Here is a 25,875-nt window from a genome sequence, read left to right as displayed (position 1 = left end):
GCCGTCGTTTCGTCTGTTGACGTTTCGAACAGGCCTTTGGCCGCAGCCTCCGTGGAAGAACCTAATGAAAAGCGCAGAAATCCGTGAAGCCTTCCTTCGCTTCTTCGAAGAGCAAGGCCACACCCGTGTAGCCTCCAGCTCTTTGATTCCGGGCAACGACCCAACCCTGCTGTTCACCAACGCGGGGATGAACCAGTTCAAGGACTGCTTCCTGGGCCAGGAAAAACGCGCGTACACCCGCGCCACCAGCAGCCAGAAATGTGTACGTGCCGGCGGCAAGAACAGTGACCTGGAAAACGTCGGTTATACCGCTCGTCACCACACGTTCTTCGAAATGCTCGGTAACTTCAGCTTCGGTGACTATTTCAAGCACGATGCGATTACCTTCGCCTGGACCTTCCTGACCGGTGTTCTGAAGCTGCCGAAGGAAAAACTCTGGGTCACCGTCTACGCCTCGGACGATGAAGCGTATGACATCTGGACCAAAGAAATCGGTGTGCCGGTCGAGCGCATGATCCGCATCGGCGACAACAAGGGTGCGCCATACGCTTCCGACAACTTCTGGACCATGGGCGATACTGGCCCGTGCGGCCCGTGCACCGAGATTTTCTACGATCACGGCGACCACATCTGGGGTGGCCCACCTGGCTCGCCCGAAGAAGACGGCGACCGCTATATCGAGATCTGGAACAACGTATTCATGCAGTTCAACCGCACCGCCGATGGCGTGTTGCATCCGTTGCCAGCGCCGTCGGTCGACACCGGCATGGGCCTGGAGCGGATCAGTGCGGTGATGCAACACGTCAATTCCAACTACGAAATCGACCTGTTCAAGAACCTGCTGAGCGCGTCGGCCGAGGCGATTGGCTGTGAAAATGGCGATCAGTCTTCGCTGAAAGTGGTTTCCGACCACATCCGTTCGTGCGGTTTCCTGATCGCCGATGGTGTGCTGCCGTCCAATGAAGGCCGTGGCTACGTGCTGCGCCGGATCATTCGTCGTGCTTGCCGTCACGGTAACAAGCTGGGCGCCACCGGTAGCTTCTTCTACAAGATCGTTGCCGCGCTGGTCGCCGAAATGGGCGAAGCCTTCCCGGAACTGAAGAAGCAGCAGAGCAACATCGAGCGCGTACTCAAAGCCGAAGAAGAGCAGTTCTCCAAGACTTTGGAGCACGGCCTGAAAATTCTCGAGCAGGACCTGGCTGAACTCAAAGGCACCGTGGTGCCGGGCGACGTGGTGTTCAAGCTGTATGACACCTACGGTTTCCCGATGGACCTGACCGCCGACATCGCCCGTGAGCGCGAGCTGACCATCGACGAAATCGGTTTCGAACGTGAGATGGAAGCCCAGCGTGTTCGTGCGCGTTCGGCCAGCTCGTTCGGTCTGGACTACAACACCCTGGTCAAGGTTGACGTGGCCACAGAGTTCACCGGCTACACCGATACCAGCGGTTCGGCAAAAATCGTTGCCCTGTACAAAGATGGCCAGTCGGTCGACGTATTGAGCGAAGGCGACGAGGGCGTGATCGTTCTCGACAAGACGCCGTTTTACGCCGAGTCCGGTGGTCAGGTTGGCGATTGTGGTTATCTGCAAGCTGGCGCTTCGCGCTTTGACGTGCGTGACACCACCAAGACCGGCGGCGCATTCCTGCACCATGGCGTGCTGGCGTCGGGCAGTCTGATCGTTGGCGCACCGGTGGAAACTCACGTCGAGGCTGACGTGCGTCATGCCACTTCGCTGAACCATTCGGCTACCCACTTGCTGCACGCTGCATTGCGCAAAGTGTTGGGCGACCACGTTCAGCAGAAAGGTTCGTTGGTCGACAGTCAGCGCCTGCGCTTCGACTTCAGCCACTTCGAAGCGATCAAGCCAGAACAGATCAAGGCGCTGGAAGACATCGTCAACGCCGAGATTCGCAAGAACTCCGCCGTTGAAACCGAAGAAACCGACATCGAAACCGCCAAGCAGAAAGGCGCCATGGCGCTGTTCGGCGAGAAGTACGGCGACAATGTGCGCGTGCTGAGCATGGGCGGCGATTTCTCCGTCGAGCTGTGCGGCGGTATCCACGCCAACCGTACCGGCGACATCGGCTTGCTGAAAATCATCAGCGAAGGCGGTGTGGCTTCGGGTGTGCGTCGTATCGAGGCAGTCACCGGTGCTGCGGCACTGGCTTACTTGAACGCGGCGGAAGAACAACTCAAGGAAGCGGCCAACCTGGTCAAGGGCAGCCGCGACAACCTGATCGACAAGCTGTCGGCTGTGCTGGAGCGCAACCGTCTGCTGGAGAAGCAACTCGAGCAGTTGCAAGCCAAGGCTGCCAGCGCGGCGGGCGACGATCTGTCGGCCCAGGCGCTGGACGTCAAGGACGTGAAAGTGCTGGCCGTGCGTCTGGACGGTCAGGATGGCAAGGCGCTGCTGGCGCTGGTCGATCAACTGAAAAACAAACTCGGCCGCGCAGTGATCCTGCTCGGCAGTGTCCATGAGGAAAAGGTCGTTCTGGTTGCAGGCGTAACCAAAGACCTGACTGGCCAACTCAAAGCCGGTGATTTGATGAAGCAAGCCGCTGCGGCAGTGGGCGGGAAGGGCGGTGGTCGTCCAGACATGGCGCAAGGCGGCGGTACCGACGCTGGCGCACTGGATGCCGCACTGGCGCTGACCGTTCCGTTTGTAGAGCAGGGTTTATAAGGCAGTGCTTGCGGCCCGTAGTCTAGTGGCGGGCCGCAACGCTGTTTGAGTGATTATTTGGGCGCCCTTCATGGGCAGAGGCGGCTTTGAAATGGCTTTGATCGTACAGAAATTTGGAGGCACCTCGGTCGGCACCGTCGAGAGAATCGAGCAAGTTGCCGACAAGGTTAAGAAATTCCGCGATGCCGGCGATGACCTGGTGGTTGTGCTGTCTGCAATGAGCGGCGAAACCAACCGTCTGATCGATCTGGCCAAGCAAATCAGTGGCGATGGTCAACCGGTTCCTCGTGAACTGGATGTGATCGTTTCCACCGGTGAGCAGGTGACGATTGCACTGTTGGCCATGGCGCTGATCAAGCGCGGTGTTCCAGCGGTGTCCTACACCGGCAACCAGGTACGGATTCTGACGGATAGCGCGCACAATAAAGCGCGTATCTTGCAGATTGATGACCAGAAGATTCGCGGTGATCTGAAAGCAGGTCGCGTGGTGGTTGTCGCCGGTTTCCAGGGCGTCGACGAGCACGGCAACATCACCACCCTCGGTCGTGGCGGTTCCGACACCACCGGCGTGGCTCTGGCGGCAGCCTTGAAGGCTGACGAGTGCCAGATCTACACCGATGTTGACGGTGTCTACACCACCGACCCGCGTGTGGTGTCCGTGGCTCAGCGCCTGGACAAGATCACCTTCGAAGAGATGCTGGAAATGGCCAGCCTCGGTTCCAAGGTGTTGCAGATCCGTGCGGTGGAATTCGCCGGCAAGTACAACGTTCCGCTGCGCGTACTGCACAGCTTCAAGGAGGGTCCGGGCACCCTCATTACTATTGATGAAGAGGAAACCATGGAACAGCCGATCATTTCCGGTATCGCTTTCAACCGCGATGAAGCCAAGCTGACCATCCGTGGCGTGCCAGACATTCCGGGCGTTGCCTTCAAGATTCTCGGCCCGATCAGTGCCGCGAACATCGAAGTCGACATGATCGTGCAGAACGTCGCGCACGATAACACCACCGACTTCACCTTCACTGTGCACCGCAACGACTACCAGGCGGCACAAGCCGTACTGGAAAAAACCGCTGGCGAGCTGGGTGCCCGTGAAGTCGTGGGCGACACCAAGATCGCCAAGGTATCGATCGTCGGCGTTGGCATGCGCTCTCACGCAGGCGTGGCCAGCCGCATGTTCGAATCCCTGGCCAAGGAAAGCATCAACATCCAGATGATCTCGACTTCGGAAATCAAAGTCTCCGTAGTGATCGAAGAGAAGTACCTGGAACTGGCTGTGCGTGCCCTGCACACGGCTTTCGAACTGGACGCACCGGCCCGCCAGGGCGAGTGATGCGTTTGCCAGAAGGCGCGGTCTGACCGCGCCTTTTGTTTTTTTGAATGGCGTGACCCCGAGGCTGTTCTTTTGCTCGCGCTAGTCAATACTCAGGCATGTAGGCCATGACCGCTTTTGGTTGTAGGTCGAGTGCCTTTTTTTTGCAGACTGTTGTCCCTGAAATGTAAGGCGTGAGGAGAAAGGTATGTTGATTCTGACTCGTCGGTGCGCAGAAAGCCTGATTATTGGTGATGGCGAAATCACCGTGACCGTGCTCGGCGTCAAAGGAAATCAAGTGCGTATCGGGGTCAACGCCCCGAAAGAGGTGGCCGTCCACCGTGAGGAAATCTACCTGCGCATCAAGAAAGAGAAGGACGAAGAACCAAGCCATTAATTTTTATCGTTTTTTATGTTTGCAAACGGGGAAGAAGCTGGTTAATATACGCCCCGTGTTGCGGAGAGCTGGCCGAGTGGCCGAAGGCGCTCCCCTGCTAAGGGAGTACACCTCAAAAGGGTGTCGGGGGTTCGAATCCCCCGTTCTCCGCCATTATTTGCGTAGTACGTTGTAATCTGGCTTCTTCGGTAAGTTGTTGAAATTACTAGAAAAAGTGTTTGACATAGAGATTAGACGGCCTATAATGCGCGGCAACAAATGCACTCGTAGCTCAGCTGGATAGAGTACTCGGCTACGAACCGAGCGGTCACAGGTTCGAATCCTGTCGAGTGCACCATTTAAGAGTCATCTGCAGCAATGCGAATGACTTGGCTTCAACCAGTTGTGATCTGGTCTAAAAACACAAATTGCACTCGTAGCTCAGCTGGATAGAGTACTCGGCTACGAACCGAGCGGTCACAGGTTCGAATCCTGTCGAGTGCACCATACAACAGAAAGCCCGCATTTAATGCGTAATGCTGTTCACTTAAGCATTTGAGTCAAAGCCGGGCTTATCCGAAAATCCGATGCCAGACCTCTGGCATCGGATTTTTTATGTCTGTTCAACAGGACCTGCTCGACCTCGGCGACCTTTTCAACTTCTGCGACCTGAGCACCTTTACCCAAAATATTCCCATTGAATGGGTAGCGTCTGCGCTGGATCTTTCCAGTCAGGCCACCATTCGCAGGCGTCGCCTGCCCGCTGATCAAGTGCTTTGGTTGGTACTCGGCATGGCGCTGTTTCGTGACGAGCCGGTTCACGAGGTGGCTAGACGCTTGAACATTTGCGCTCAAGGCCTGGCCTCCGACCACCTGTTGGCCCGTAGCGGTGTAACCGAAGCTCGCAAGCGGCTTGGCGCTGATCCCGTTGAGTGGTTGTTCCGCAAGGCAGGCACCCAATGGGGCGTGGAGCGCTATGCCGATGATGCCTAGAATGACCTGCAGGTGTTCGCCGTGGACGGTGCCCTCTTGCGTACCCCGGATACGCCCGAGCTTCTGCATCACTTTGGGTCGGGAAATACCGCGACCGACCGCCAGACACCATTTCCCATGATGCGGCTGGTGGCGCTGATGAATGTGCGTTCGCACTTGATCCTGGATGCTCAATTGGGCCCTTACCGACGCAGTGAAATGCGCTTGGCCGACGAGTTTTTGCAGCAGATCCCCGACCACTCGGTGACGTTATTCGACAAGGGGTTCTGGGGGGCTGAACTGCTGTCGAGCCTGAGCAACGCCGGCACCAACCGTCATTGGTTGATCCCGGCCAAAAAAGGAACGGTCTGTGAGGAAGTGGCCCGTTACAACGAGCGTGATCGCCTGTTGCGCATGAAAGTCTCGCCACAGGCCAGGAAACGAAACCCCAGCCTTCCAACTCATTGGGAAGCCCGCGAAGTCAGCTACGAAATTCAAGGCAAGCTAAAGACCGTCATGACGTCTTTACCGGCCAGCACCTACAACACCAAGGCCGTTGCCAAGCTTTATCAGGAACGCTGGGAGATCGAATTGGGCTTCAGGGACATCAAGAGCTCAATGCAACAGAACGCAGTGACCTTGCGCAGCAAAAAAGTCGATCTGGTCTATCAGGAGGTATGGGGACTTTTGCTGGCATACAACGTAATTCGTCGGGAAGCCAGTCAGGCGGCGGTGGCGTTTGGTCGAGCGCCATCGGACATCCGTTTCAAACCGGCCTGCCAATACATCGCCGTCCAACTGATCGTCATGGCAGCGGCTAACCCGGTTTCAGCGACAGGGAGGCGATTGGCAGAGCTAAGGGCAGGTATTGGAGGATTATTTCTGGATCACCGCCCCAGGCCTTCGAGGCCAAGGACGGTGAAGATCTCAAAGACCCGGTTTCCAGTGGACCGTAAGGCTGCTCCGCTTAAGTGAACAGCATTAGCATTTAATGCGGGCTTTTTGCCGTCTGGGATTTGGCTTTTCCTTTTGTGCATCCTTTCTCATCAAACTCAATGTGCGCACTGCGACCTCGCTTGGTGTCGTAGCGGTAACTTGTGCTCGAGTTTCGAATGCTGATCCTGTCCGGCTTGCCAAGAGCGCTTTCGACATCTTGCTGGCTCATGCCCGCGACAATCCGCTGATTGATGATAGCTTCGCGCCTCTCCCCGGCGCTGATCAGGTTTCCGCATTTATCCTCGATCTTTCCGACGACGGTTGGATCTCTTCTTTTGATTTTTGCACTTGATGGTCCGCGAGTTTCCGCTTCAGGCATGAGAGCGGTCACTGTGCTGCCCGGAGTAAAGGTTTTGATTTCGTGTGATGAACGGCTGTCGCCGCTCGTGCAGCTCAGTGTGGTGAAGGTGACGCGTCCGTTGGGCGCTTCGCATCGGTGAATGGTCGTGGCAAGTGCCCAAGGCGGGGAGAGCAGGGCGATAAGAAAAAAATGCTTCATGTTCGATGGCATCGAGCGTCCTCCATGACGGTTCTCCTGAAGCTTAGCTGTCGCATTTTTTTGCTGTGGTGTGTTTTCTTTTCAGGATGAGTCGTCGGAGATTGAAGGATCAGGACTGCGCTCAAGTTTGTCTTGCAAGCGCTTGTTTCAGCCGTGATTTTTTAACATTTAAAACCGTCAGGCGGTGTATCATTGCGCCCGTCAGCCCCGCCGGGGCTTGTGGAATACCTCCATGGACTTACCCAGTAGTTACTCAATACCCCGTTTTTCCAATCATGAATTGACTGATTGATCCTTCCGGCGTGCCCCGCTGCTGGGAGTGGAGTTCGCCTATGTCTGAAGTTGAAGTAAAGAAAACGCAGGAAAGCTTGCAGGACCGCTTGGCTCAAGTTGTTGAGCTGTTGCAGCGTCAGCGAGTGGTTGAAGACCTGACCCACCGCCAGGAAGGCCCGCATCATGACCGGGTCGAGAACCTGGTTCACCGGCAGAACCTCGTCGAGTTGCAGCGCAAGCTCGATGATCTGCACTCCGCCGACGTCGCCTACATCCTTGAAGCCTTGCCGCTGGACGATCGTCTGACGCTCTGGCAATTGGTCAAGGCTGATCGCGACGGCGACATTCTTCTCGAAGTATCCGACTCGGTCCGTGAAACCCTGATCGCCGACATGGACGATCACGAGCTCCTGGCTGCGGCCAAGGACATGGATGCCGACGAACTTGCTGACCTGGCTTCCGAGCTGCCGCGAGACGTCGTCCATGAGCTGATGGAGACCCTGGACAACCAGCAGCGCGAGCGTGTTCGGTCCGCCCTTTCCTATGATGAGGAGCAGGTCGGTGCGCTGATGGACTTCGAGATGGTGACTATCCGTGAGGATGTCAGTCTCGAAGTGGTTCTGCGTTATCTGCGTCGTCTCAAGGAGCTGCCTGGTCATACCGACAAGTTGTTTGTGGTCGATTACGATGGCGTCCTCAAGGGTGTGCTGCCAATCAAGCGTTTGCTGGTCAATGATCCCGAGAAGCAAGTCTCCGAGGTTATGGCCAGCGATCCGGTGAGTTTCCATCCGGATGAAGACGCTTATGATGCTGCGCAGGCGTTTGAACGTTACGACTTGATTTCGGCGCCGGTAGTCGACAAGAACGGCAAGCTGATCGGTCGACTGACCATCGATGAAATGGTCGACCTGATTCGTGAAGAGAGCGAAAGCGAAGTTCTCAACATGGCGGGTCTGCGCGAAGAAGAAGACATTTTTGCGTCGGTCTGGAAGTCTCTGCGTAACCGTTGGGCCTGGCTGGCAGTGAACTTGATCACTGCATTCGTAGCGTCTCGGGTGATCGGGTTGTTCGAGGGCTCCATTGAGAAGCTGGTGGCGCTGGCGGCATTGATGCCGATCGTGGCGGGTATTGGCGGCAACTCCGGTAACCAGACCATCACCATGATTGTTCGGGCCATGGCGCTGGACCAAGTGAGTACTGGCAATACTTCGCGCCTGATGCGCAAGGAGTTGTTGGTCGCGTTGATCAACGGCGTGATATGGGGCGGCGTGATCGGGGTTGTTGCCTATTTGCTGTATGGCAGCTGGTCATTGGGCGTGGTGATGACCGCCGCGATGACGCTCAACTTGCTGTTGGCGGCGTTGATGGGGGTTTTGATCCCGATGACCCTGGCGAAGATGGGGCGCGATCCGGCAATGGGGGCCAGTGTGATGATTACTGCCATGACCGACAGCGGCGGCTTTTTCATCTTCCTGGGATTGGCGACAATCTTCCTGCTCTGACGTCCTGTTCAATAAAAAACCCGCCATTTGGCGGGTTTTTTGTGCTCGGATTCCAGGCAAAAAAAAAGCCAGCGATCAGGCTGGCTTTGAGCTTTCAGTGTGAATCAGGAGGCGTCGGCGGCCATTTCAGCATCGTGGGCAATCAGCGAAACAAGGGCGTTTTGCTGACGGTGGGAAAGTTGGCGGAAGCGTTGCAGCAATTCACGTTCGTGCAATGACAGCTCAGGGCTGTCCAGGCGCATGCTCAACTCTTCTCCCAGTGCGCCTTCCTGAATAAGACTCTGCTCAAGGCGCGCAATGATTTCGGAGTTCATGCTGCGATGATGATTGCGAGCCACCTCGGCAATGCGTTCACGCATTCCGTCTGGCAGACGTACGACGAACTTGTCAGCCGTGCGGCTGGAATAGATTGCCTGTTTCAATGGGCGCATATATTTAACCGGTTAGTTCAGGGGAGCGGTTTTCGGGATTAGCCGCAGGATGTCTGGTAGGACAAGCCGTCTGGCCAAATGTTCAACCTGAATTGATAGAGGTGCGAATCATGCCTCAAAGTAGCCAGATCATTGGCGTCAATTCTGTGACAAATATTGAACTGAATAAAGGCTTTCTGCCAGCACCAATTATCAGAAATGCGGACTGGTTTGGAAAGCTGCCGGGTCTATATCGCTGGCTGCATCCTCTGCCAGCAGCCGCTATCAAATCTCTGAAGGTCAGACCATACGAATTCGATTACTGTTCCTTACCTTTACAGGATAGTGGCAAATGGCCGATTTACTAGAAGAAGGTTTGTCTTGAGGGGTATTTAGGATGGATGGCAGATGCTTCCATCGGGTGGAGCGCTGCTGATCAGGTGGGGGCAATCGATCGGAGAATCTTTACCGGTTCAGAAGGCATCTTGCCTACACTTAAAAAGCCCACGGATGACATGACAAAGGCAGGCGTGCCCGTTAACATGCACGCCGTCTATCGCTTTGCGTATTCTCGCGGGCAATTTGTGTCTCAGTAGCTCAATTGGATAGAGCATCCCCCTCCTAAGGGGAAGGTTGGCAGTTCGAACCTGCCCTGGGACACCACTATTTCCTCGCTACTCACTCTTCGTTTCTTCCGGCCATTAGAAGTGGCCGCTCTAGACGCACCTCCTGATTTCCGCAGGCCTTCCTCTATATATAGAGGAAAATAGGTTGTTCCCTGCTTTTTGCGCGTTTTTGATAGAAAAACCAAATCAGTGCTTGACGGCAGATCTCAGGTGTCTATAATTCGCCCCACTTCCGGCGCAGTCGAAACGGAAAACTCCTTGGTAAACAATGAGTTATGCGGTTTTCGGCAGCAAGTTGCTTCGGGTCATCGAAGCCAAAAGGAAGTTGAAAAAGAGGTGTTGACAGCAGCGTGTAACGCTGTAGAATTCGCCTCCCGCTGATGAGAGATCTGAAGCGCAAGTGGTTGAAGTTGTTGAGGAATTCCTCGAAAGCTTCTGAAAATAATCACTTGACAGCAAATGAGGCTGCTGTAGAATGCGCGCCTCGGTTGAGACGAAAGATCTTAACCAACCGCTCTTTAACAACTGAATCAAGCAATTCGTGTGGGTGCTTGTGGAGTCAGACTGCTAGTCAACAGATTATCAGCATCACAAGTTACTCCGCGAGAAATCAAAGATGTAACCAACGATTGCTGAGCCAAGTTTAGGGTTTTCTCAAAACCCAAAGATGTTTGAACTGAAGAGTTTGATCATGGCTCAGATTGAACGCTGGCGGCAGGCCTAACACATGCAAGTCGAGCGGATGACAGGAGCTTGCTCCTGAATTCAGCGGCGGACGGGTGAGTAATGCCTAGGAATCTGCCTGGTAGTGGGGGACAACGTCTCGAAAGGGACGCTAATACCGCATACGTCCTACGGGAGAAAGCAGGGGACCTTCGGGCCTTGCGCTATCAGATGAGCCTAGGTCGGATTAGCTAGTTGGTGAGGTAATGGCTCACCAAGGCGACGATCCGTAACTGGTCTGAGAGGATGATCAGTCACACTGGAACTGAGACACGGTCCAGACTCCTACGGGAGGCAGCAGTGGGGAATATTGGACAATGGGCGAAAGCCTGATCCAGCCATGCCGCGTGTGTGAAGAAGGTCTTCGGATTGTAAAGCACTTTAAGTTGGGAGGAAGGGCATTAACCTAATACGTTAGTGTTTTGACGTTACCGACAGAATAAGCACCGGCTAACTCTGTGCCAGCAGCCGCGGTAATACAGAGGGTGCAAGCGTTAATCGGAATTACTGGGCGTAAAGCGCGCGTAGGTGGTTCGTTAAGTTGGATGTGAAAGCCCCGGGCTCAACCTGGGAACTGCATTCAAAACTGACGAGCTAGAGTATGGTAGAGGGTGGTGGAATTTCCTGTGTAGCGGTGAAATGCGTAGATATAGGAAGGAACACCAGTGGCGAAGGCGACCACCTGGACTGATACTGACACTGAGGTGCGAAAGCGTGGGGAGCAAACAGGATTAGATACCCTGGTAGTCCACGCCGTAAACGATGTCAACTAGCCGTTGGGAGCCTTGAGCTCTTAGTGGCGCAGCTAACGCATTAAGTTGACCGCCTGGGGAGTACGGCCGCAAGGTTAAAACTCAAATGAATTGACGGGGGCCCGCACAAGCGGTGGAGCATGTGGTTTAATTCGAAGCAACGCGAAGAACCTTACCAGGCCTTGACATCCAATGAACTTTCCAGAGATGGATTGGTGCCTTCGGGAACATTGAGACAGGTGCTGCATGGCTGTCGTCAGCTCGTGTCGTGAGATGTTGGGTTAAGTCCCGTAACGAGCGCAACCCTTGTCCTTAGTTACCAGCACGTCATGGTGGGCACTCTAAGGAGACTGCCGGTGACAAACCGGAGGAAGGTGGGGATGACGTCAAGTCATCATGGCCCTTACGGCCTGGGCTACACACGTGCTACAATGGTCGGTACAGAGGGTTGCCAAGCCGCGAGGTGGAGCTAATCCCACAAAACCGATCGTAGTCCGGATCGCAGTCTGCAACTCGACTGCGTGAAGTCGGAATCGCTAGTAATCGCGAATCAGAATGTCGCGGTGAATACGTTCCCGGGCCTTGTACACACCGCCCGTCACACCATGGGAGTGGGTTGCACCAGAAGTAGCTAGTCTAACCTTCGGGAGGACGGTTACCACGGTGTGATTCATGACTGGGGTGAAGTCGTAACAAGGTAGCCGTAGGGGAACCTGCGGCTGGATCACCTCCTTAATCGACGACTCAGCTGCTTCATGAGCTCCCACACGAATTGCTTGATTCATTGAAGAAGACGAAAGAAGCAGCCATTAGGGTTGTAGCTTGGTTGGTTAGAGCGCACCCGATGCTCTGTGGTTAAGAGCAGGGTGAGGTCGGCCTTAGCAGCTCGAAATTGGGTCTGTAGCTCAGTTGGTTAGAGCGCACCCCTGATAAGGGTGAGGTCGGCAGTTCGAATCTGCCCAGACCCACCAATTTTGTGTGGGAAACGCCTGTAGAAATACGGGGCCATAGCTCAGCTGGGAGAGCGCCTGCCTTGCACGCAGGAGGTCAACGGTTCGATCCCGTTTGGCTCCACCACTACTGCTTCTGAAGTAAAGCTTAGAAATGAGCATTCCATCGGTGTCGATGATGAATGTTGATTTCTAGTCTTTGACTAGTTCGTTCTTTAAAAATTTGGGTATGTGATAGAAAGATAGACTGGACGTTACTTTCACTGGTAACGGATCAGGCTAAGGTAAAATTTGTGAGTTCTCTTAGTTGAGAAATTCGAATTTTCGGCGAATGTCGTCTTCACAGTATAACCAGATTGCTTGGGGTTATATGGTCAAGTGAAGAAGCGCATACGGTGGATGCCTTGGCAGTCAGAGGCGATGAAAGACGTGGTAGCCTGCGAAAAGCTTCGGGGAGTCGGCAAACAGACTTTGATCCGGAGATGTCTGAATGGGGGAACCCAGCCATCATAAGATGGTTATCTTGTACTGAATACATAGGTGCAAGAGGCGAACCAGGGGAACTGAAACATCTAAGTACCCTGAGGAAAAGAAATCAACCGAGATTCCCTTAGTAGTGGCGAGCGAACGGGGACTAGCCCTTAAGTGGCTTTGAGATTAGCGGAACGCTCTGGAAAGTGCGGCCATAGTGGGTGATAGCCCTGTACGCGAAAATCTCTTGGTCATGAAATCGAGTAGGACGGAGCACGAGAAACTTTGTCTGAATATGGGGGGACCATCCTCCAAGGCTAAATACTACTGACTGACCGATAGTGAACTAGTACCGTGAGGGAAAGGCGAAAAGAACCCCGGAGAGGGGAGTGAAATAGATCCTGAAACCGTATGCGTACAAGCAGTGGGAGCCTACTTTGTTAGGTGACTGCGTACCTTTTGTATAATGGGTCAGCGACTTATTTTCAGTGGCGAGCTTAACCGAATAGGGGAGGCGTAGCGAAAGCGAGTCTTAATAGGGCGTCTAGTCGCTGGGAATAGACCCGAAACCGGGCGATCTATCCATGGGCAGGTTGAAGGTTGGGTAACACTAACTGGAGGACCGAACCGACTACCGTTGAAAAGTTAGCGGATGACCTGTGGATCGGAGTGAAAGGCTAATCAAGCTCGGAGATAGCTGGTTCTCCTCGAAAGCTATTTAGGTAGCGCCTCATGTATCACTGTAGGGGGTAGAGCACTGTTTCGGCTAGGGGGTCATCCCGACTTACCAAACCGATGCAAACTCCGAATACCTACAAGTGCCGAGCATGGGAGACACACGGCGGGTGCTAACGTCCGTCGTGAAAAGGGAAACAACCCAGACCGTCAGCTAAGGTCCCAAAGTTATGGTTAAGTGGGAAACGATGTGGGAAGGCTTAGACAGCTAGGAGGTTGGCTTAGAAGCAGCCACCCTTTAAAGAAAGCGTAATAGCTCACTAGTCGAGTCGGCCTGCGCGGAAGATGTAACGGGGCTCAAACCATACACCGAAGCTACGGGTATCACTTAGGTGATGCGGTAGAGGAGCGTTCTGTAAGCCTGTGAAGGTGAGTTGAGAAGCTTGCTGGAGGTATCAGAAGTGCGAATGCTGACATGAGTAACGACAATGGGTGTGAAAAACACCCACGCCGAAAGACCAAGGTTTCCTGCGCAACGTTAATCGACGCAGGGTTAGTCGGTCCCTAAGGCGAGGCTGAAAAGCGTAGTCGATGGAAAACAGGTTAATATTCCTGTACTTCTGGTTATTGCGATGGAGGGACGGAGAAGGCTAGGCCAGCTTGGCGTTGGTTGTCCAAGTTTAAGGTGGTAGGCTGGAATCTTAGGTAAATCCGGGATTCTAAGGCCGAGAGCTGATGACGAGTTACCCTTTGGGTGACGAAGTGGTTGATGCCATGCTTCCAAGAAAAGCTTCTAAGCTTCAGGTAACCAGGAACCGTACCCCAAACCGACACAGGTGGTTGGGTAGAGAATACCAAGGCGCTTGAGAGAACTCGGGTGAAGGAACTAGGCAAAATGGCACCGTAACTTCGGGAGAAGGTGCGCCGGTGAGGGTGAAGGACTTGCTCCGTAAGCCCACGCCGGTCGAAGATACCAGGCCGCTGCGACTGTTTATTAAAAACACAGCACTCTGCAAACACGAAAGTGGACGTATAGGGTGTGACGCCTGCCCGGTGCCGGAAGGTTAATTGATGGGGTTAGCTAACGCGAAGCTCTTGATCGAAGCCCCGGTAAACGGCGGCCGTAACTATAACGGTCCTAAGGTAGCGAAATTCCTTGTCGGGTAAGTTCCGACCTGCACGAATGGCGTAACGATGGCGGCGCTGTCTCCACCCGAGACTCAGTGAAATTGAAATCGCTGTGAAGATGCAGTGTATCCGCGGCTAGACGGAAAGACCCCGTGAACCTTTACTATAGCTTTGCACTGGACTTTGAATTTGCTTGTGTAGGATAGGTGGGAGGCTTTGAAGCGTGGACGCCAGTTCGCGTGGAGCCAACCTTGAAATACCACCCTGGCAACTTTGAGGTTCTAACTCAGGTCCGTTATCCGGATCGAGGACAGTGTATGGTGGGTAGTTTGACTGGGGCGGTCTCCTCCTAAAGAGTAACGGAGGAGTACGAAGGTGCGCTCAGACCGGTCGGAAATCGGTCGTAGAGTATAAAGGCAAAAGCGCGCTTGACTGCGAGACAGACACGTCGAGCAGGTACGAAAGTAGGTCTTAGTGATCCGGTGGTTCTGTATGGAAGGGCCATCGCTCAACGGATAAAAGGTACTCCGGGGATAACAGGCTGATACCGCCCAAGAGTTCATATCGACGGCGGTGTTTGGCACCTCGATGTCGGCTCATCACATCCTGGGGCTGAAGCCGGTCCCAAGGGTATGGCTGTTCGCCATTTAAAGTGGTACGCGAGCTGGGTTTAGAACGTCGTGAGACAGTTCGGTCCCTATCTGCCGTGGACGTTTGAGATTTGAGAGGGGCTGCTCCTAGTACGAGAGGACCGGAGTGGACGAACCTCTGGTGTTCCGGTTGTCACGCCAGTGGCATTGCCGGGTAGCTATGTTCGGAATAGATAACCGCTGAAAGCATCTAAGCGGGAAACTAGCCTCAAGATGAGATCTCACTGGGACCTTGAGTCCCCTGAAGGGCCGTCGAAGACTACGACGTTGATAGGTTGGGTGTGTAAGCGCTGTGAGGCGTTGAGCTAACCAATACTAATTGCCCGTGAGGCTTGACCATATAACACCCAAGCAATTTGTGAACTCGAGAGAGGCCAGATTGCGGTGTGTGAAGACGAAAGAACCGAAAGTTCGACGCTGACAAAACACCGAAAACTATCGCATACCCAATTTGCTGAAGCGCGGCCAACTGGCCACGATTCGGTACCCGAATTTCTTGACGACCATAGAGCGTTGGAACCACCTGATCCCATCCCGAACTCAGCAGTGAAACGATGCATCGCCGATGGTAGTGTGGGGTTTCCCCATGTGAGAGTAGGTCATCGTCAAGATTAAATTCCGAAACCCCAATTGCGAAAGCAGTTGGGGTTTTGTTTTGGGCGAAAGAAAAGTGGTATGGCGGAAGGTCCTGTTTTTACCCCATCACCATTCAGGTTTTTTTAGCTGAGCAAAGGCCTGTTGCTTCAAGAGAACGCTACCACTGGCCGATAACCATAGGGTCACAGCGATCTTCCCTTCTCGCAGCCTCCATTCGTTATCGCAGTTCAAGAGAAATCGCTTGATAGCCTATGGCTAGTAGCTATCATCTGCGCGCCGTAAAGGGGTGATGAAGCTGACGTTCATGCCATTCGGTTCTTCCTCTTAAATTGCCTGGAAATCTTCGATGCTGTCGTATCACCAAAAGAGTTTTCTGATCGTCGATGATTTTTCGGACTTCCGCAGTTCGGTCAGGTCGATGTTGCGGGAACTGGGCGTCAAGGATGTGGATACTGCCGACACAGGCGAACAGGCACTGAAGATGTGTTCGCAGAAATCCTACGATTTCATCCTGCAGGATTTCCACCTCGGCGATGGCAAGAAGAACGGTCAGCAGGTACTCGAAGACCTGATGATCGAGAAGCTGATCAGTCATGAAAGTGTGTTTGTCATGGTCACTGCCGAGACCAGTCAGGCCATGGTGCTCAGTGCCTTGGAGCACGAACCCGACGCGTATCTGACCAAGCCTTTCAACCGGTCCGGTCTGGCCCAGCGCCTTGAGCGTCTGGAGCAGCGCAAGACTTTGCTCAAGCCGATCCTGCAGGCCCTCGACCGGGGAAAACCGGTTGAAGTGCTCAACGCCTGCATTGCCCTGTGCAAGCAAGATATCCGTTACTCGCCGCTGTGCCTGCGCTACCGCGCCGATGCACTGCGTGATTTGAATCAGAACGAGGCACTGGAGCGTCTCTACGACAGCATCATTGCTGATCGACCTTTGCCTTGGGCTTTCGCCGGGCTCGGCAAGTTGTTGTTCAAGCGCGGTCAGGTTGCGCAGGCTAAAGGCATCTATGAGAAAGCGCTGAAAGTGTTTCCGATGATGCCGTCGCTTTATGACGGCATGGCGGATGTATTGGTCGCCGAAGGGGACAACAAGAACGCCCAGAAAGTATTGGAAGAAGCGATTCGCCTGTCGCCACTGGCGGTGCGTCGTCAGGCCCAGCTCGGCAAGTTGGCGATGGCTAACGAAGATTTCGACACCGCCTCCAAAGCCTACCGCCAAGCTGTTGCTCAAGGTGCGCAGTCACGTTTCAAGGATGCTGAAAGTAACCTTGGACTGGCCCATGCCTTGATCAGCAAAGGCAGTGAAAAAGGCCTGGATACCCGGACCCGACTGGAAATCAATACAACGCTGAGTGCCGTGGCGAAGGAGAATCCATCCGACCCCGGTCTGCAAATCCGTGCGCGGCTGATGAAGGCCACCAGTCTGTTGCTCAACGATGCCGAGACCGCCGAAAAGCTTACCGAGCAAGCGATGATGCGCCTCGATGGCATGGAGCAGTTCATGAGTGCCGAAGCGGCGCTGTTGGTAGCCAAGCAATTGCAGATGCTCGGGCAAGCCGACGCAGGTGCCTCGATGTTGAAGAACTGCGCGGAAATCTACGGTGATGATCCGACGGTCATGAAGGGCATTGCCAAACTGACCGACGACCCGAGCATTCTCAATTCGGGCAACGATGCTGCTGAGCTCAATCGTCAGGGCGTGCGCGTGTACAAGACCGGCAATCTGGTGGAGGCCCGGCAGGTGTTCCGCAAAGCCCTGGCGCTACAACCGAAGAACATCAGTATCGCGTTGAACATGGCCCAGGCACTGCTGCACGGCACTGATACCAGTGTCGCTTCGGCGGAACTTGAAGAATGTCGGACTTGCCTGAAAATGGTCGGTTTGATGCCTGACTCCGACGCTCGTTATCCGCGTTATCAGAAGCTCAAAAGCAAGGCGTTTGGCGAATGAACGATAACCAGCAAACCCTGGACTTCTCCACGGTGATCGCTTCCACCGTGCACGATATGAAGAACTCGCTGGCCATGCTGATGCAGGCCCACAGCCAATGGTTGGCGAACCTGCCAGACCCGGCACGACATACCCCGGAGCAGGGTGTGATCGAGTTCGAGTTCGCTCACCTCAACGGCATGCTCGTGCAGTTGCTGGGCCTGTACAAGCTAGGCGTCAATCAGATGCCGCTGCAACCGGCGTATCACGAGCTCGATGACTTCCTCGAAGCGCAACTGGCCTGTCATCAGGATGTGTTTGCCAGTCGCGGTATCGCTGCAACGTTTGAGGTCGACCCTTTGAGCCCTCTGGGTTTCTTCGATCGAGAGCTGATCGCTTCGGTGTTGGCCAACAGCATCAACAATGCGATTCGTTATGCCCGTCATGCGGTGTTGATCAGTGTCAGTGACGAAGCCGGGCAACTGGTGCTGACCGTCAACGACGATGGCGAAGGCTATCCCGCGGAGATGATCGAGCGTCAGGCGGACTACGTTCAAGGCATCAATCACAGCAGCGGCAGCACCGGGCTGGGGCTGTACTTTGCCGGACGAATTGCGGCATTGCATCAGCGCAATGGCGTCGGCGGACGCACGGAGATCAGCAACGGCGGCCCATTGGGTGGCGGCGTCTTCAGTCTCTATCTGCCCTGATCTTTTTTTCGTAAAGCTTTTTATTTGACGCTGCTTGATATTCCGAACACGCGGAGCCTATTTTGTACGGGTCGCCGTTCGCGGCTCGGACAATAACAAGGATTGCGTTATGACGACCGATGGCCTGAGTTCACTCGCGCAGCGATTGACGGGCATTGATGAGATTGAATGTGTCACGCCGGATTTGAATGGCGTGCCACGGGGCAAAGTGATGACCGCCGAGGGTTTCCTCGAGGGGCGGCGTTTGCAGATGGCGCGGGGTGTGCTGCTGCAATGCATCATGGGCGGATATCCGCCAGCGCGTTTTTATGGGAGTGACGACAGCGACCTCGCACTGGTGCCGGATCCCGCGCAGATCCACCGTTTGCCCTGGAGCAAGCAACCGCGAGCGTTCGCCATTTGCGATGCCGATGAGCTCACCGGTGAGAGCTCCAACCTGTCGACTCGCGGCCAACTCAAGGCGGTCATCGAGCGCTACGCGGCGCTTGGCCTGGCGCCGGTGGTGGCGACCGAACTGGAGTTTTTTGTCTTCGCGCCCAATCCTGATCCGACTCAGAACTTCCAGCCGCCAATAGGCCTGGATGGTCGTCGCGAGGATGGGCTATCAGCGTTCAGCGTCAGCTCCAATAACGGCTTGCGGCCGTTCTTCAGTGAAGTCTATGAATGCATGGCCGCGCTGGGTTTGCCTCGCGATACCTTCATGCACGAAATGGGGGTCAGCCAATTCGAGATCAATCTGCTGCACGGTGACCCGCTGCTGCTGGCCGACCAGACCTTCCTGTTCAAACATTTGCTCAAGGAAGTCGCGCTCAAGCATGGCCTGACGGTGGTGTGCATGGCCAAACCGTTGGCACACACGCCGGGCAGTTCGATGCACATCCACCAGAGCATCGTCGAAATCGACAGCGGGCGTAACGTGTTCAGTGACGATGCCGGGCAGGAGACGGCGACCTTTCGGCATTTCATCGCCGGGCAGCAGGTCGCGATGGCGGACTTCACCGCGCTGTTTGCGCCGAACGTGAACTCGTATCAGCGCTTATGCCATCCCTTTGCGTCACCGAATAATGCCTGCTGGTCCCATGATAACCGGGCCGCAGGTTTGCGCATTCCGGCCAGTTCGCCGGTCGCTCGTCGGGTCGAGAATCGTTTGCCGGGGGCCGATGCAAACCCTTATCTGGCAATTGCCGCTAGCCTGGCTGCCGGGTTGTATGGCATAGAGCACAAACTGGAGCCGAGTGAGGCGATACAGGGTGAGTTTGAAGTGCCGGACAATCTTTCATTGCCGTGTACCTTGCATGCCGCTCTTGAGCGTCTGAAACGTAGCCAATTGGCGAAGGAACTGTTTGGCCAAGAGTTCATCGAAGGCTACATCGCTTCGAAGACCCTGGAGTTGACCAGTTTCTATGATGAAATTACTCCCTGGGAACGGCGTGTTCTAGCAGCCCAGGCCTGACGAAATGTCGACATCGGGCTATCGTTTGCATAGCCCGTTTCTTACTGCAAGGAGCCGCTCGGAACGCCGATGCGCCAAATCTGGAAATCCTTTCGAGCGCTTTATTTCGCCTCGCTGATGATGTTGATCGGCTCAGGCCTGTTGAGTACTTACCTGGCATTGCGCCTGGCTGCCGATCACGTCGATAGCCTGTGGGTCGGTGCGTTGATGGCCGCCAACTATTTCGGCTTGGTGCTGGGCGGCAAGATCGGCCATCGGCTGATTGCCCGGGTCGGGCATATTCGAGCGTATTCCGCTTGTGCCGGGATCGTCGGTGCGGCGGTGCTGGGGCATGGTTTAGTCGATTGGCTGCCTGCGTGGCTGTTCCTGCGGGTGATCGTCGGCCTCGGCATGATGTGCCAGTACATGGTCATCGAAAGCTGGCTCAACGAGCAGGCGGATGCCAAGCAGCGCGGACTGGTGTTCAGCGGCTACATGATCGCTTCCTACCTTGGCTTGGTATTGGGGCAACTGATTCTGGTCATGCATCCGAGCCTGGGCCTTGAGCTGCTGATGCTGGTCGCGCTGTGCTTCACTCTGTGCCTGGTGCCGGTGGCCCTGACGCGACGCATTCACCCGGCGCCGTTGCATCCGGCACCGATGGAGCCGCGCTTCTTTATCAAGCGAGTGCCGCAATCGTTGAGTACGGTGCTGGGGGCCGGGCTGATTGTTGGTTCGTTCTACGGTCTGGCGCCGCTGTATGCCTCTCAGCAGGGCTTGTCCACGGAACAGGTCGGTCTGTTCATGGGTAGCTGCATTTTTGCCGGGCTGTTGGTGCAGTGGCCGTTGGGCTGGTTGTCCGATCGCTATGACCGGGCGCTGCTGATCCGCTGTTTCGCGTTCAGCCTGGCATTGGCCGCCATGCCGCTGGCGATCATGAAGCAGGTGCCGCTTGAGGTGTTGTTCGTCGCCGGGTTCCTCTGCTCATTGGTGCAATTCTGCCTGTACCCGTTGGCGGTCGCGTTTTCCAACGACCACGTCGAGGGCGATCGCCGGGTTTCGCTGACGGCGATGCTGCTGGTGACCTACGGCGTTGGCGCGAGCATCGGGCCGTTGGTGGCTGGCGTGCTGATGAAGCTGTTCGGCAGTCAGATGCTCTATGCGTTCTTCAGTTTCTTTGCGTTGGTGCTGGTGTGGCGAATTCGTCCGAAAGCCGTGACCAACCTGCATCAGGTGGACGATGCACCGCTGCATCACGTTGCCATGCCGGACAGCATGTCGAGTTCGCCATTGGTGGCGGCACTTGATCCGCGAGTGGATGAGCAGGTGGTGCAGGATCAGATGCAGAATCCGATTCCCCCCGAGCCAGCGCCGGAACCGGAGCCGCCAACCGACACGCCGCCAGAGGATCCGGATTCGGGCAGGGAACAAAGCTTTACCGAAGCCAGGCCTTAACACTCAGGCATAAAAAAACGGGCAGTCACCGCAAGGGACTGCCCGTTTTTTATTGATGCGTTGCTATCAGAGATCGTCTTTGTCGAAACGACGCGCTTCGCGTTGCAGCTGATAGACGAACCGTTCGACCTGCCGTTGCACCAGCCCGCTCATGTTGTGGAAGCGTACACCGGCGAAGGTGGTGGAGATTCTTTCTTCGAAGTGCAGGTAGCGCAGTTCGACTGGAGCCGTCATCTTGCCGAAGGGCAGGGCGGCCGAGAAGCGGTCATAGACCTGGCCCAGTTGCAGGCTGCCGGTGATGTCGCCCTCGAAGCGCAACTTGCAGCCGGTGGCGGAAATATCCAGCAGCTTGCCGCTGATCGGTGCCTTGAGCTTCTCGCCATCCAGGTTGACGTTGACCAGCTGTGCCAGTTTCAACGCGGCACGGAACGCATTGCGACGCTGGTGGTAAACCACTTCGTCAGGCAGCGTGCCACGGTAGCAACGACCACCGCCGGATTCGTCGATGGTCAGCGGGCCATTGCTTTCCCAGGCGATACGCACGCCCTCATGGAAACCTTCGACCTTGAACGGTTCGCCGGCCAGCAGGTAGCGTTCGCCGTCACGGGGAATCATTTCGTCGAGGGCGATCGTGTTGCTGTCACGGTCTACGTCCACCAGATAGCTCTGGAAGCGCTGGCTGCGTTCGTGGAACGTGATGATCAGCGGGTCATGGCTTTCTTGCAGCTGGCGAAGGTTGCCGGAGATTTCCAGGGGCGTGCTGAGCACCTTGGGTGGCTGCGGAGAATCATCCGCATTTAAGGCATTGGACACGGTTAATCAATCTCCAGGCAAATTTTGACTACGGCTGGCCAGCATTTTGCCAGCATGTTTCGCGTCTTGATAGAGCGGGCTCATCGGCGGGCTCAAGCCTGACTGAGTGGGCGCGGTTTCACAAGCTTGGAAAATGTTCCGCTGGCATCATAGAGCGCTGGAGGCTCGCCGCCGGTAAGAATTTTCAGCTGGGTGGCCGTGGCGACCTGCTGTACCACGATCGACTGACCGTTGTTGGCATTGGCGGCCTGGCATTGGGTCAGGAGGTCGGTCAACACATCGCTTTGCGCCAGCAACGCTTCGCCAACGCTGGACTGGCTGGCCAGTTGCTCCAGACCGCTGCGGTTGGTGGGCAGATTGAGGCTGGCGAGGATTTCGCTGCGCTTGCGGCCATGCTGTTCGAGCAAAATGATCAATGCCTGCTTCTGCGCCAGAATATCTTCGAGCAGGTACATGTCGCGACCATGCAAGGCGAGCGACTCAGTACGCAGTAACTCCAGCAGTTGTTGCGCTGGAGCAAAATCATCGGTGATCAGTTGCAGTAGATTAGTGTCGTGCATGGCTGGCCTTGGGTTTTAAGCGTCCAAAAGCCTGGCGCGGGCCGTGGCCCTAGCGCTGGGCTTCGAAGTTGAGCAGTTTGCTGGCTACGCGGTTGCTGTCGACTTTATAGCTGCCATCGGCAATCGCTGCTTTCAACTCGGCCACGCGGGCTTTGTCGACGGCAGGCTGATCGCGCAGCGTATCAGTGACCTTTTGCAACTGTTGAGCCTCATTGCTGAGATGTACCGATTCCCCGCTAGTGACGGTGCTGGCCTGTTCGGCCGGGGTATTCAGCGGCGCGGATTTGCCGGCATCGGCGGTTTCCTTGGCAACGCTGGTACGTGTACTGCCCGTAAGTGACGAGGAGCTGTTCAAACGGCTGAAATCGATGACCATGATAAAAACCTCTGGGAATTTGGACGCTTGCCATGTTTTCGGCCATACCCGGAAAAACTTTAGGCTCATTTATCAATGAGCTTGCGCGCGCCAACGCTTGCCCTGCATGGGGCACAGTTTAGGGAACACCTTCGTTCGGCGCCACTCTCCAGAGAACTCTTACATCGACACTTCCACCTGGCCGGGCGCGGTAACTTGCGCCTTGATGACCCGTTGGGAATTGAGGTTTTTCACCCGGATCTGTTCGCTCATGCCGCCGTTGGCCAGCGCTTCGCCGGGCATTTTCACGCTGAGCGTACCACTGCGGGCGGTAATGACTACCTGGTCGCCCTTGCGGATGACTTCCGCTTGTTCGAGGTGCACCAGGGTAATCACCTGATCGGCGACCATTGGTCGGGTAAGTCTTTGCCCGATCGCCTGGTCCAGGGACGTCAGGTAACCCTGTGTGATCACGCTGATATCGCGCTCGCGCAACATGACATCTCCAGGCTCGACAATGCCGGTGCGCCGCAGCGGTCGGGTGGTGGTCACGACGTCGCGAAACAGGCGGACTTGAGCGGGTACGAAGACGGTCCAGGGCGATGTTCCTTCGCAGCGAACCTTGACCGTGACCCGGCCCAGCGGCTTGGCCGGACTCTCCAGCGTGGCTGTCAATTCCTTGTCGCACATCGGCATGCGCAAGCGGGGATCGAGCTGGTTGACCTGGATTTCGTAGCGACCTTCCGTTTGACTGGTAGCCAGATAGTCCTCTACGGTGAATTCAAGAAAGCCCTGAGTGACGCCGATAAGCATGTCAGGCAAGGTAACTGCGTCAGCAAGGGCAGGGCTGCCAGCGTTGAACAGGCAAACAGCCGCCAACGCACCAAGCCATTTGCGGCAGGGTGTGGTCAGGTGTCGGAAAAATGTCGGTTCTGTGTTCATAGAAAGATAAAAAGCAAGCGCCGTGCCGTTTAGAGATGAATGTGCGTCGCAACAACACTTAGCGTTGGTGTAGGAGTCTGGGCATGGCTGGTGTAATGGATTCGGTGAACCAGCGCACGCAACTGGTGGGGCAGAATCGCCTTGAGCTGTTGTTGTTCCGTCTCGACGGTCAGCAGCTGTATGGGATCAACGTGTTCAAGGTTCGGGAGGTGCTGCAATGCCCCCAACTGACGCTGATGCCCAAGTCCAGTCCTGTCGTGTGCGGCGTGGCGAATATTCGGGGGGCGACCATTCCGATCCTTGATCTGGCAATGGCGACCGGCTCCGGTGCTTTGAAGGACAAGAACAATCCTTTCGTGATCATCACGGAGTACAACACCAAGACCCAGGGTTTCCTGGTGCGCTCGGTGGAACGCATCGTCAACATGAACTGGGAGGAGATTCATCCGCCACCCAAGGGCACCGGTCGCGATCACTACCTGACGGCGGTGACGCGGGTCGACAATCAGTTGGTCGAGATCATCGACGTCGAGAAGGTACTGGCGGAAGTGGCGCCGACACCGGAAGCGATTTCGGTCGGCGTGGTGGATGTCGAAACCCAGCACAAGGCGCTGTCGTTGCGCGTGCTGACGGTCGATGACTCGTCGGTGGCGCGCAAGCAGGTGACGCGTTGCCTGCAGACGGTCGGTGTCGAAGTGGTGGCGTTGAACGATGGCAAGCAGGCGCTTGACTACCTGCGCAAGCTGGTCGATGAGGGCAAGAAGCCGGAAGAAGAGTTCCTGATGATGATCTCCGACATCGAGATGCCGGAGATGGACGGGTACACACTGACGGCCGAGATCCGCAACGACCCGCGCATGCAAAAGCTTCATATCATCCTGCATACTTCGTTGTCGGGTGTGTTCAATCAGGCGATGGTCAAGAAAGTCGGTGCCGATGACTTCCTGGCCAAATTCCGCCCTGATGACCTGGCATCCCGGGTAGTCAACCGGATCAAAGCAGCAGACATCAGCTAGGGGCGTTCGGCCCCTGGCAGTCAACACGATTTAAGAGGCGGCAGCATTGTCTACGGGTAATTTGGATTTCGAACAGTTCCGGGTGTTCCTGGAAAAAGCCTGTGGCATTTTGCTCGGTGAAAACAAGCAGTATCTGGTCTCAAGCCGTCTCAACAAGCTGATGGAACAGCAAGGCATCAAGTCCCTCGGTGAGCTGGTCCAGCGCATCCAGACCCAGCCGCGCAGCGGATTGCGCGAGATGGTGGTGGATGCGATGACGACCAACGAGACGCTATGGTTTCGTGACACCTATCCGTTTGAGGTCTTGAAGAACAAGGTACTGCCTGAAGCGATCAAAGCCAGTCCCGGTCAGCGTCTGCGGATCTGGTCGGCGGCGTGTTCGTCGGGTCAGGAACCGTACTCGCTGTCGATGTCCATTGACGAGTTCGAGCGGACCAACATTGGCCAGTTGAAAATGGGCGTGCAGATTGTGGCCACCGATCTGTCCGGCACCATGCTCACCAACTGCAAGACCGGCGAGTACGACAGCCTGGCCATCGGTCGCGGCTTGTCGCCCGAGCGGTTGCAGCGCTATTTCGACCCGAAAGGGCCGGGACGCTGGGCCATCAAGGCGCCGATCAAGAGTCGTGTGGAGTTCCGCTCCTTTAACCTGCTGGACAGTTATGCGAGCCTCGGCAAGTTCGACATCGTGTTCTGCCGCAACGTGCTGATCTACTTCTCTGCGGAAGTGAAGAAGGACATCCTGTTGCGCATTCACAGCACGTTGAAGCCGGGCGGTTATCTGTTCCTCGGTGCGTCCGAAGCACTGAACGGATTGCCGGATCATTACCAGATGGTCCAGTGCAGCCCGGGGATCATTTACCAGGCGAAGTGATTTTGTTGGTGTTGTCAAAAGACGGGAGTCCTCAGGGGCTCCCGTTTTTTTTATGCCTGTGTCTCTCGAGAACGCCGCAATACCTGTAGGAGCATGGCTTGCCCGCGATGGCGGTGGGTCAGTCTCTGAAAATGTTGTCTGAAACGTCGCCATCGCGGGCAAGCCTTGCTCCTACAGTTGATCGGTGTTGATC

The 25,875-nt window shown here is 55.6% G+C and carries 16 protein-coding genes, 6 tRNA genes, 3 rRNA genes and 1 pseudogene; 20 read left to right on the top strand and 6 right to left on the bottom strand.

Annotated features, from left to right (window positions below; all coding sequences use genetic code 11):
- The first annotated feature begins 64 nt into the window (after positions 1-64).
- The 7 genes and pseudogenes from alaS (at position 65) to V6Z53_RS26240 (ending at position 6,318) form a co-directional block, all read left to right on the top strand.
- The gene (alaS, locus tag V6Z53_RS26270; protein ID WP_338582518.1) at positions 65-2,683 is read left to right on the top strand and encodes an alanine--tRNA ligase; all 2,619 of its coding nucleotides are present in this window, start codon (positions 65-67) and stop codon (positions 2,681-2,683) included.
- Positions 2,684-2,774: 91 nt separating this feature from the next.
- Positions 2,775-4,016 carry an aspartate kinase gene (locus V6Z53_RS26265; protein ID WP_007971040.1) on the top strand — a complete coding sequence of 414 codons (1,242 nt, stop codon included), beginning with the start codon at positions 2,775-2,777 and terminating at the stop codon, positions 4,014-4,016.
- 187 nt (positions 4,017-4,203) lie between these two features.
- The gene (gene csrA, locus V6Z53_RS26260; protein ID WP_002554426.1) at positions 4,204-4,392 is read left to right on the top strand and encodes a carbon storage regulator CsrA; all 189 of its coding nucleotides are present in this window, start codon (positions 4,204-4,206) and stop codon (positions 4,390-4,392) included.
- Positions 4,393-4,454: 62 nt separating this feature from the next.
- Positions 4,455-4,545, top strand: a tRNA-Ser gene (locus tag V6Z53_RS26255).
- A 107-nt stretch (positions 4,546-4,652) separates the two neighbouring features.
- Positions 4,653-4,729 (top strand) — tRNA-Arg (locus V6Z53_RS26250).
- A 72-nt stretch (positions 4,730-4,801) separates the two neighbouring features.
- Positions 4,802-4,878, top strand: a tRNA-Arg gene (locus V6Z53_RS26245).
- Between the two features lie 108 nt (positions 4,879-4,986).
- Positions 4,987-6,318: pseudogene (locus tag V6Z53_RS26240) on the top strand (IS4 family transposase).
- 13 nt (positions 6,319-6,331) lie between these two features.
- Here V6Z53_RS26240 and V6Z53_RS26235 read toward each other — a convergent pair.
- A complete protein-coding gene (locus tag V6Z53_RS26235) occupies positions 6,332-6,850 on the bottom strand; it encodes a cell envelope protein SmpA (protein ID WP_338582517.1) in 519 nt (172 codons plus the stop codon).
- A gap of 320 nt (positions 6,851-7,170) precedes the next feature.
- Between V6Z53_RS26235 and mgtE the strand changes: the two genes are divergently transcribed.
- Entirely contained in the window at positions 7,171-8,613 is a 1,443-nt protein-coding gene (mgtE, locus tag V6Z53_RS26230; protein ID WP_338582516.1) for a magnesium transporter, read from the top strand.
- 104 nt (positions 8,614-8,717) lie between these two features.
- On the opposite strand, the gene V6Z53_RS26225 is transcribed toward mgtE, so the two are convergent.
- Positions 8,718-9,044 (bottom strand): Arc family DNA-binding protein, encoded by a 327-nt coding sequence (locus tag V6Z53_RS26225; RefSeq protein WP_003178899.1) that lies wholly within the window; start codon positions 9,042-9,044, stop codon positions 8,718-8,720.
- Positions 9,045-9,609: 565 nt separating this feature from the next.
- Here V6Z53_RS26225 and V6Z53_RS26220 point away from each other — a divergent pair.
- The 10 genes from V6Z53_RS26220 to V6Z53_RS26175 all read left to right on the top strand — a co-directional run bounded on the left by V6Z53_RS26220 (position 9,610) and on the right by V6Z53_RS26175 (position 21,122).
- Positions 9,610-9,686 (top strand) — tRNA-Arg (locus V6Z53_RS26220).
- Positions 9,687-10,322: 636 nt separating this feature from the next.
- Positions 10,323-11,859: ribosomal RNA gene (locus V6Z53_RS26215) — 16S ribosomal RNA — on the top strand.
- A gap of 159 nt (positions 11,860-12,018) precedes the next feature.
- Positions 12,019-12,095, top strand: a tRNA-Ile gene (locus V6Z53_RS26210).
- A 30-nt stretch (positions 12,096-12,125) separates the two neighbouring features.
- Positions 12,126-12,201: transfer RNA gene (locus V6Z53_RS26205), tRNA-Ala, on the top strand.
- 245 nt (positions 12,202-12,446) lie between these two features.
- Positions 12,447-15,338 (top strand): 23S ribosomal RNA (locus V6Z53_RS26200).
- A gap of 155 nt (positions 15,339-15,493) precedes the next feature.
- Positions 15,494-15,609 (top strand): 5S ribosomal RNA (gene rrf / locus V6Z53_RS26195).
- Together the 16S, 23S and 5S rRNA genes with 2 tRNA genes alongside form the textbook arrangement of a ribosomal RNA operon.
- A 332-nt stretch (positions 15,610-15,941) precedes the next feature.
- Positions 15,942-17,546, top strand: coding sequence for a response regulator (locus tag V6Z53_RS26190; RefSeq protein ID WP_338582515.1), 1,605 nt, complete (start codon positions 15,942-15,944; stop codon positions 17,544-17,546).
- On the top strand, positions 17,543-18,235 hold the full coding sequence (locus V6Z53_RS26185; protein WP_338582514.1) for a HAMP domain-containing sensor histidine kinase: 693 nt from the start codon (positions 17,543-17,545) through the stop codon (positions 18,233-18,235). The genes V6Z53_RS26190 and V6Z53_RS26185 overlap by 4 nt, the downstream gene beginning before the upstream one ends.
- A gap of 211 nt (positions 18,236-18,446) precedes the next feature.
- On the top strand, positions 18,447-19,688 hold the full coding sequence (locus V6Z53_RS26180) for a glutamine synthetase family protein (RefSeq protein ID WP_338586570.1): 1,242 nt from the start codon (positions 18,447-18,449) through the stop codon (positions 19,686-19,688).
- A 69-nt stretch (positions 19,689-19,757) separates the two neighbouring features.
- Entirely contained in the window at positions 19,758-21,122 is a 1,365-nt protein-coding gene (locus tag V6Z53_RS26175) for an MFS transporter (RefSeq protein WP_338582513.1), read from the top strand.
- Positions 21,123-21,188: 66 nt separating this feature from the next.
- Here the strand turns inward: V6Z53_RS26175 and V6Z53_RS26170 are convergent, their stop codons facing one another.
- The 4 genes from V6Z53_RS26170 to flgA all read right to left on the bottom strand — a co-directional run bounded on the left by V6Z53_RS26170 (position 21,189) and on the right by flgA (position 23,792).
- Positions 21,189-21,935, bottom strand: coding sequence for a flagellar regulator YcgR PilZN domain-containing protein (locus V6Z53_RS26170; RefSeq protein WP_338582512.1), 747 nt, complete (start codon positions 21,933-21,935; stop codon positions 21,189-21,191).
- Positions 21,936-22,027: 92 nt separating this feature from the next.
- Positions 22,028-22,495 (bottom strand): flagellar protein FlgN, encoded by a 468-nt coding sequence (locus V6Z53_RS26165; protein ID WP_338582511.1) that lies wholly within the window; start codon positions 22,493-22,495, stop codon positions 22,028-22,030.
- Between the two features lie 49 nt (positions 22,496-22,544).
- Positions 22,545-22,871: a flagellar biosynthesis anti-sigma factor FlgM gene (gene flgM / locus V6Z53_RS26160; protein ID WP_056853155.1), complete on the bottom strand. Its 327-nt coding sequence runs from the start codon at positions 22,869-22,871 to the stop codon at positions 22,545-22,547.
- Positions 22,872-23,030: 159 nt separating this feature from the next.
- Positions 23,031-23,792 (bottom strand): flagellar basal body P-ring formation chaperone FlgA, encoded by a 762-nt coding sequence (gene flgA / locus V6Z53_RS26155; RefSeq protein ID WP_338582510.1) that lies wholly within the window; start codon positions 23,790-23,792, stop codon positions 23,031-23,033.
- An 83-nt stretch (positions 23,793-23,875) separates the two neighbouring features.
- Here flgA and V6Z53_RS26150 point away from each other — a divergent pair, with 83 nt between their 5' ends.
- Both V6Z53_RS26150 and cheR read left to right on the top strand, forming a co-directional pair.
- Positions 23,876-24,808: a chemotaxis protein CheV gene (locus tag V6Z53_RS26150; RefSeq protein ID WP_338582509.1), complete on the top strand. Its 933-nt coding sequence runs from the start codon at positions 23,876-23,878 to the stop codon at positions 24,806-24,808.
- Between the two features lie 46 nt (positions 24,809-24,854).
- Complete coding sequence (cheR, locus tag V6Z53_RS26145; protein WP_338582508.1) at positions 24,855-25,682, top strand: protein-glutamate O-methyltransferase CheR; 828 nt, start codon at positions 24,855-24,857, stop codon at positions 25,680-25,682.
- The last annotated feature ends 193 nt before the right edge of the window (positions 25,683-25,875 follow it).

This window comes from Pseudomonas sp. MAG733B, assembly GCF_036884845.1.
Lineage (GTDB): Bacteria > Pseudomonadota > Gammaproteobacteria > Pseudomonadales > Pseudomonadaceae > Aquipseudomonas.
Note: the sequence above shows the minus strand (reverse complement) of the source record. Positions and strands in the feature narration are given on the sequence as shown.

Excerpts from the sequence above, each read along its gene's own strand:
- flgA (WP_338582510.1), bottom strand. The coding sequence starts at position 23,792 with ATGAACACAGAACCGACATTTTTCCGACACCTGACCACACCCTGCCGC.
- V6Z53_RS26175 (WP_338582513.1), top strand. The coding sequence starts at position 19,758 with ATGCGCCAAATCTGGAAATCCTTTCGAGCGCTTTATTTCGCCTCGCTG.
- V6Z53_RS26235 (WP_338582517.1), bottom strand. The coding sequence starts at position 6,850 with ATGCCATCGAACATGAAGCATTTTTTTCTTATCGCCCTGCTCTCCCCG.
- mgtE (WP_338582516.1), top strand. The coding sequence starts at position 7,171 with ATGTCTGAAGTTGAAGTAAAGAAAACGCAGGAAAGCTTGCAGGACCGC.
- V6Z53_RS26185 (WP_338582514.1), top strand. The coding sequence starts at position 17,543 with ATGAACGATAACCAGCAAACCCTGGACTTCTCCACGGTGATCGCTTCC.
- V6Z53_RS26150 (WP_338582509.1), top strand. The coding sequence starts at position 23,876 with ATGGCTGGTGTAATGGATTCGGTGAACCAGCGCACGCAACTGGTGGGG.
- csrA (WP_002554426.1), top strand. The coding sequence starts at position 4,204 with ATGTTGATTCTGACTCGTCGGTGCGCAGAAAGCCTGATTATTGGTGAT.
- V6Z53_RS26190 (WP_338582515.1), top strand. The coding sequence starts at position 15,942 with ATGCTGTCGTATCACCAAAAGAGTTTTCTGATCGTCGATGATTTTTCG.
- V6Z53_RS26180 (WP_338586570.1), top strand. The coding sequence starts at position 18,447 with ATGACCGCCGAGGGTTTCCTCGAGGGGCGGCGTTTGCAGATGGCGCGG.
- V6Z53_RS26225 (WP_003178899.1), bottom strand. The coding sequence starts at position 9,044 with ATGCGCCCATTGAAACAGGCAATCTATTCCAGCCGCACGGCTGACAAG.
- V6Z53_RS26165 (WP_338582511.1), bottom strand. The coding sequence starts at position 22,495 with ATGCACGACACTAATCTACTGCAACTGATCACCGATGATTTTGCTCCA.
- flgM (WP_056853155.1), bottom strand. The coding sequence starts at position 22,871 with ATGGTCATCGATTTCAGCCGTTTGAACAGCTCCTCGTCACTTACGGGC.
- V6Z53_RS26265 (WP_007971040.1), top strand. The coding sequence starts at position 2,775 with ATGGCTTTGATCGTACAGAAATTTGGAGGCACCTCGGTCGGCACCGTC.
- alaS (WP_338582518.1), top strand. The coding sequence starts at position 65 with ATGAAAAGCGCAGAAATCCGTGAAGCCTTCCTTCGCTTCTTCGAAGAG.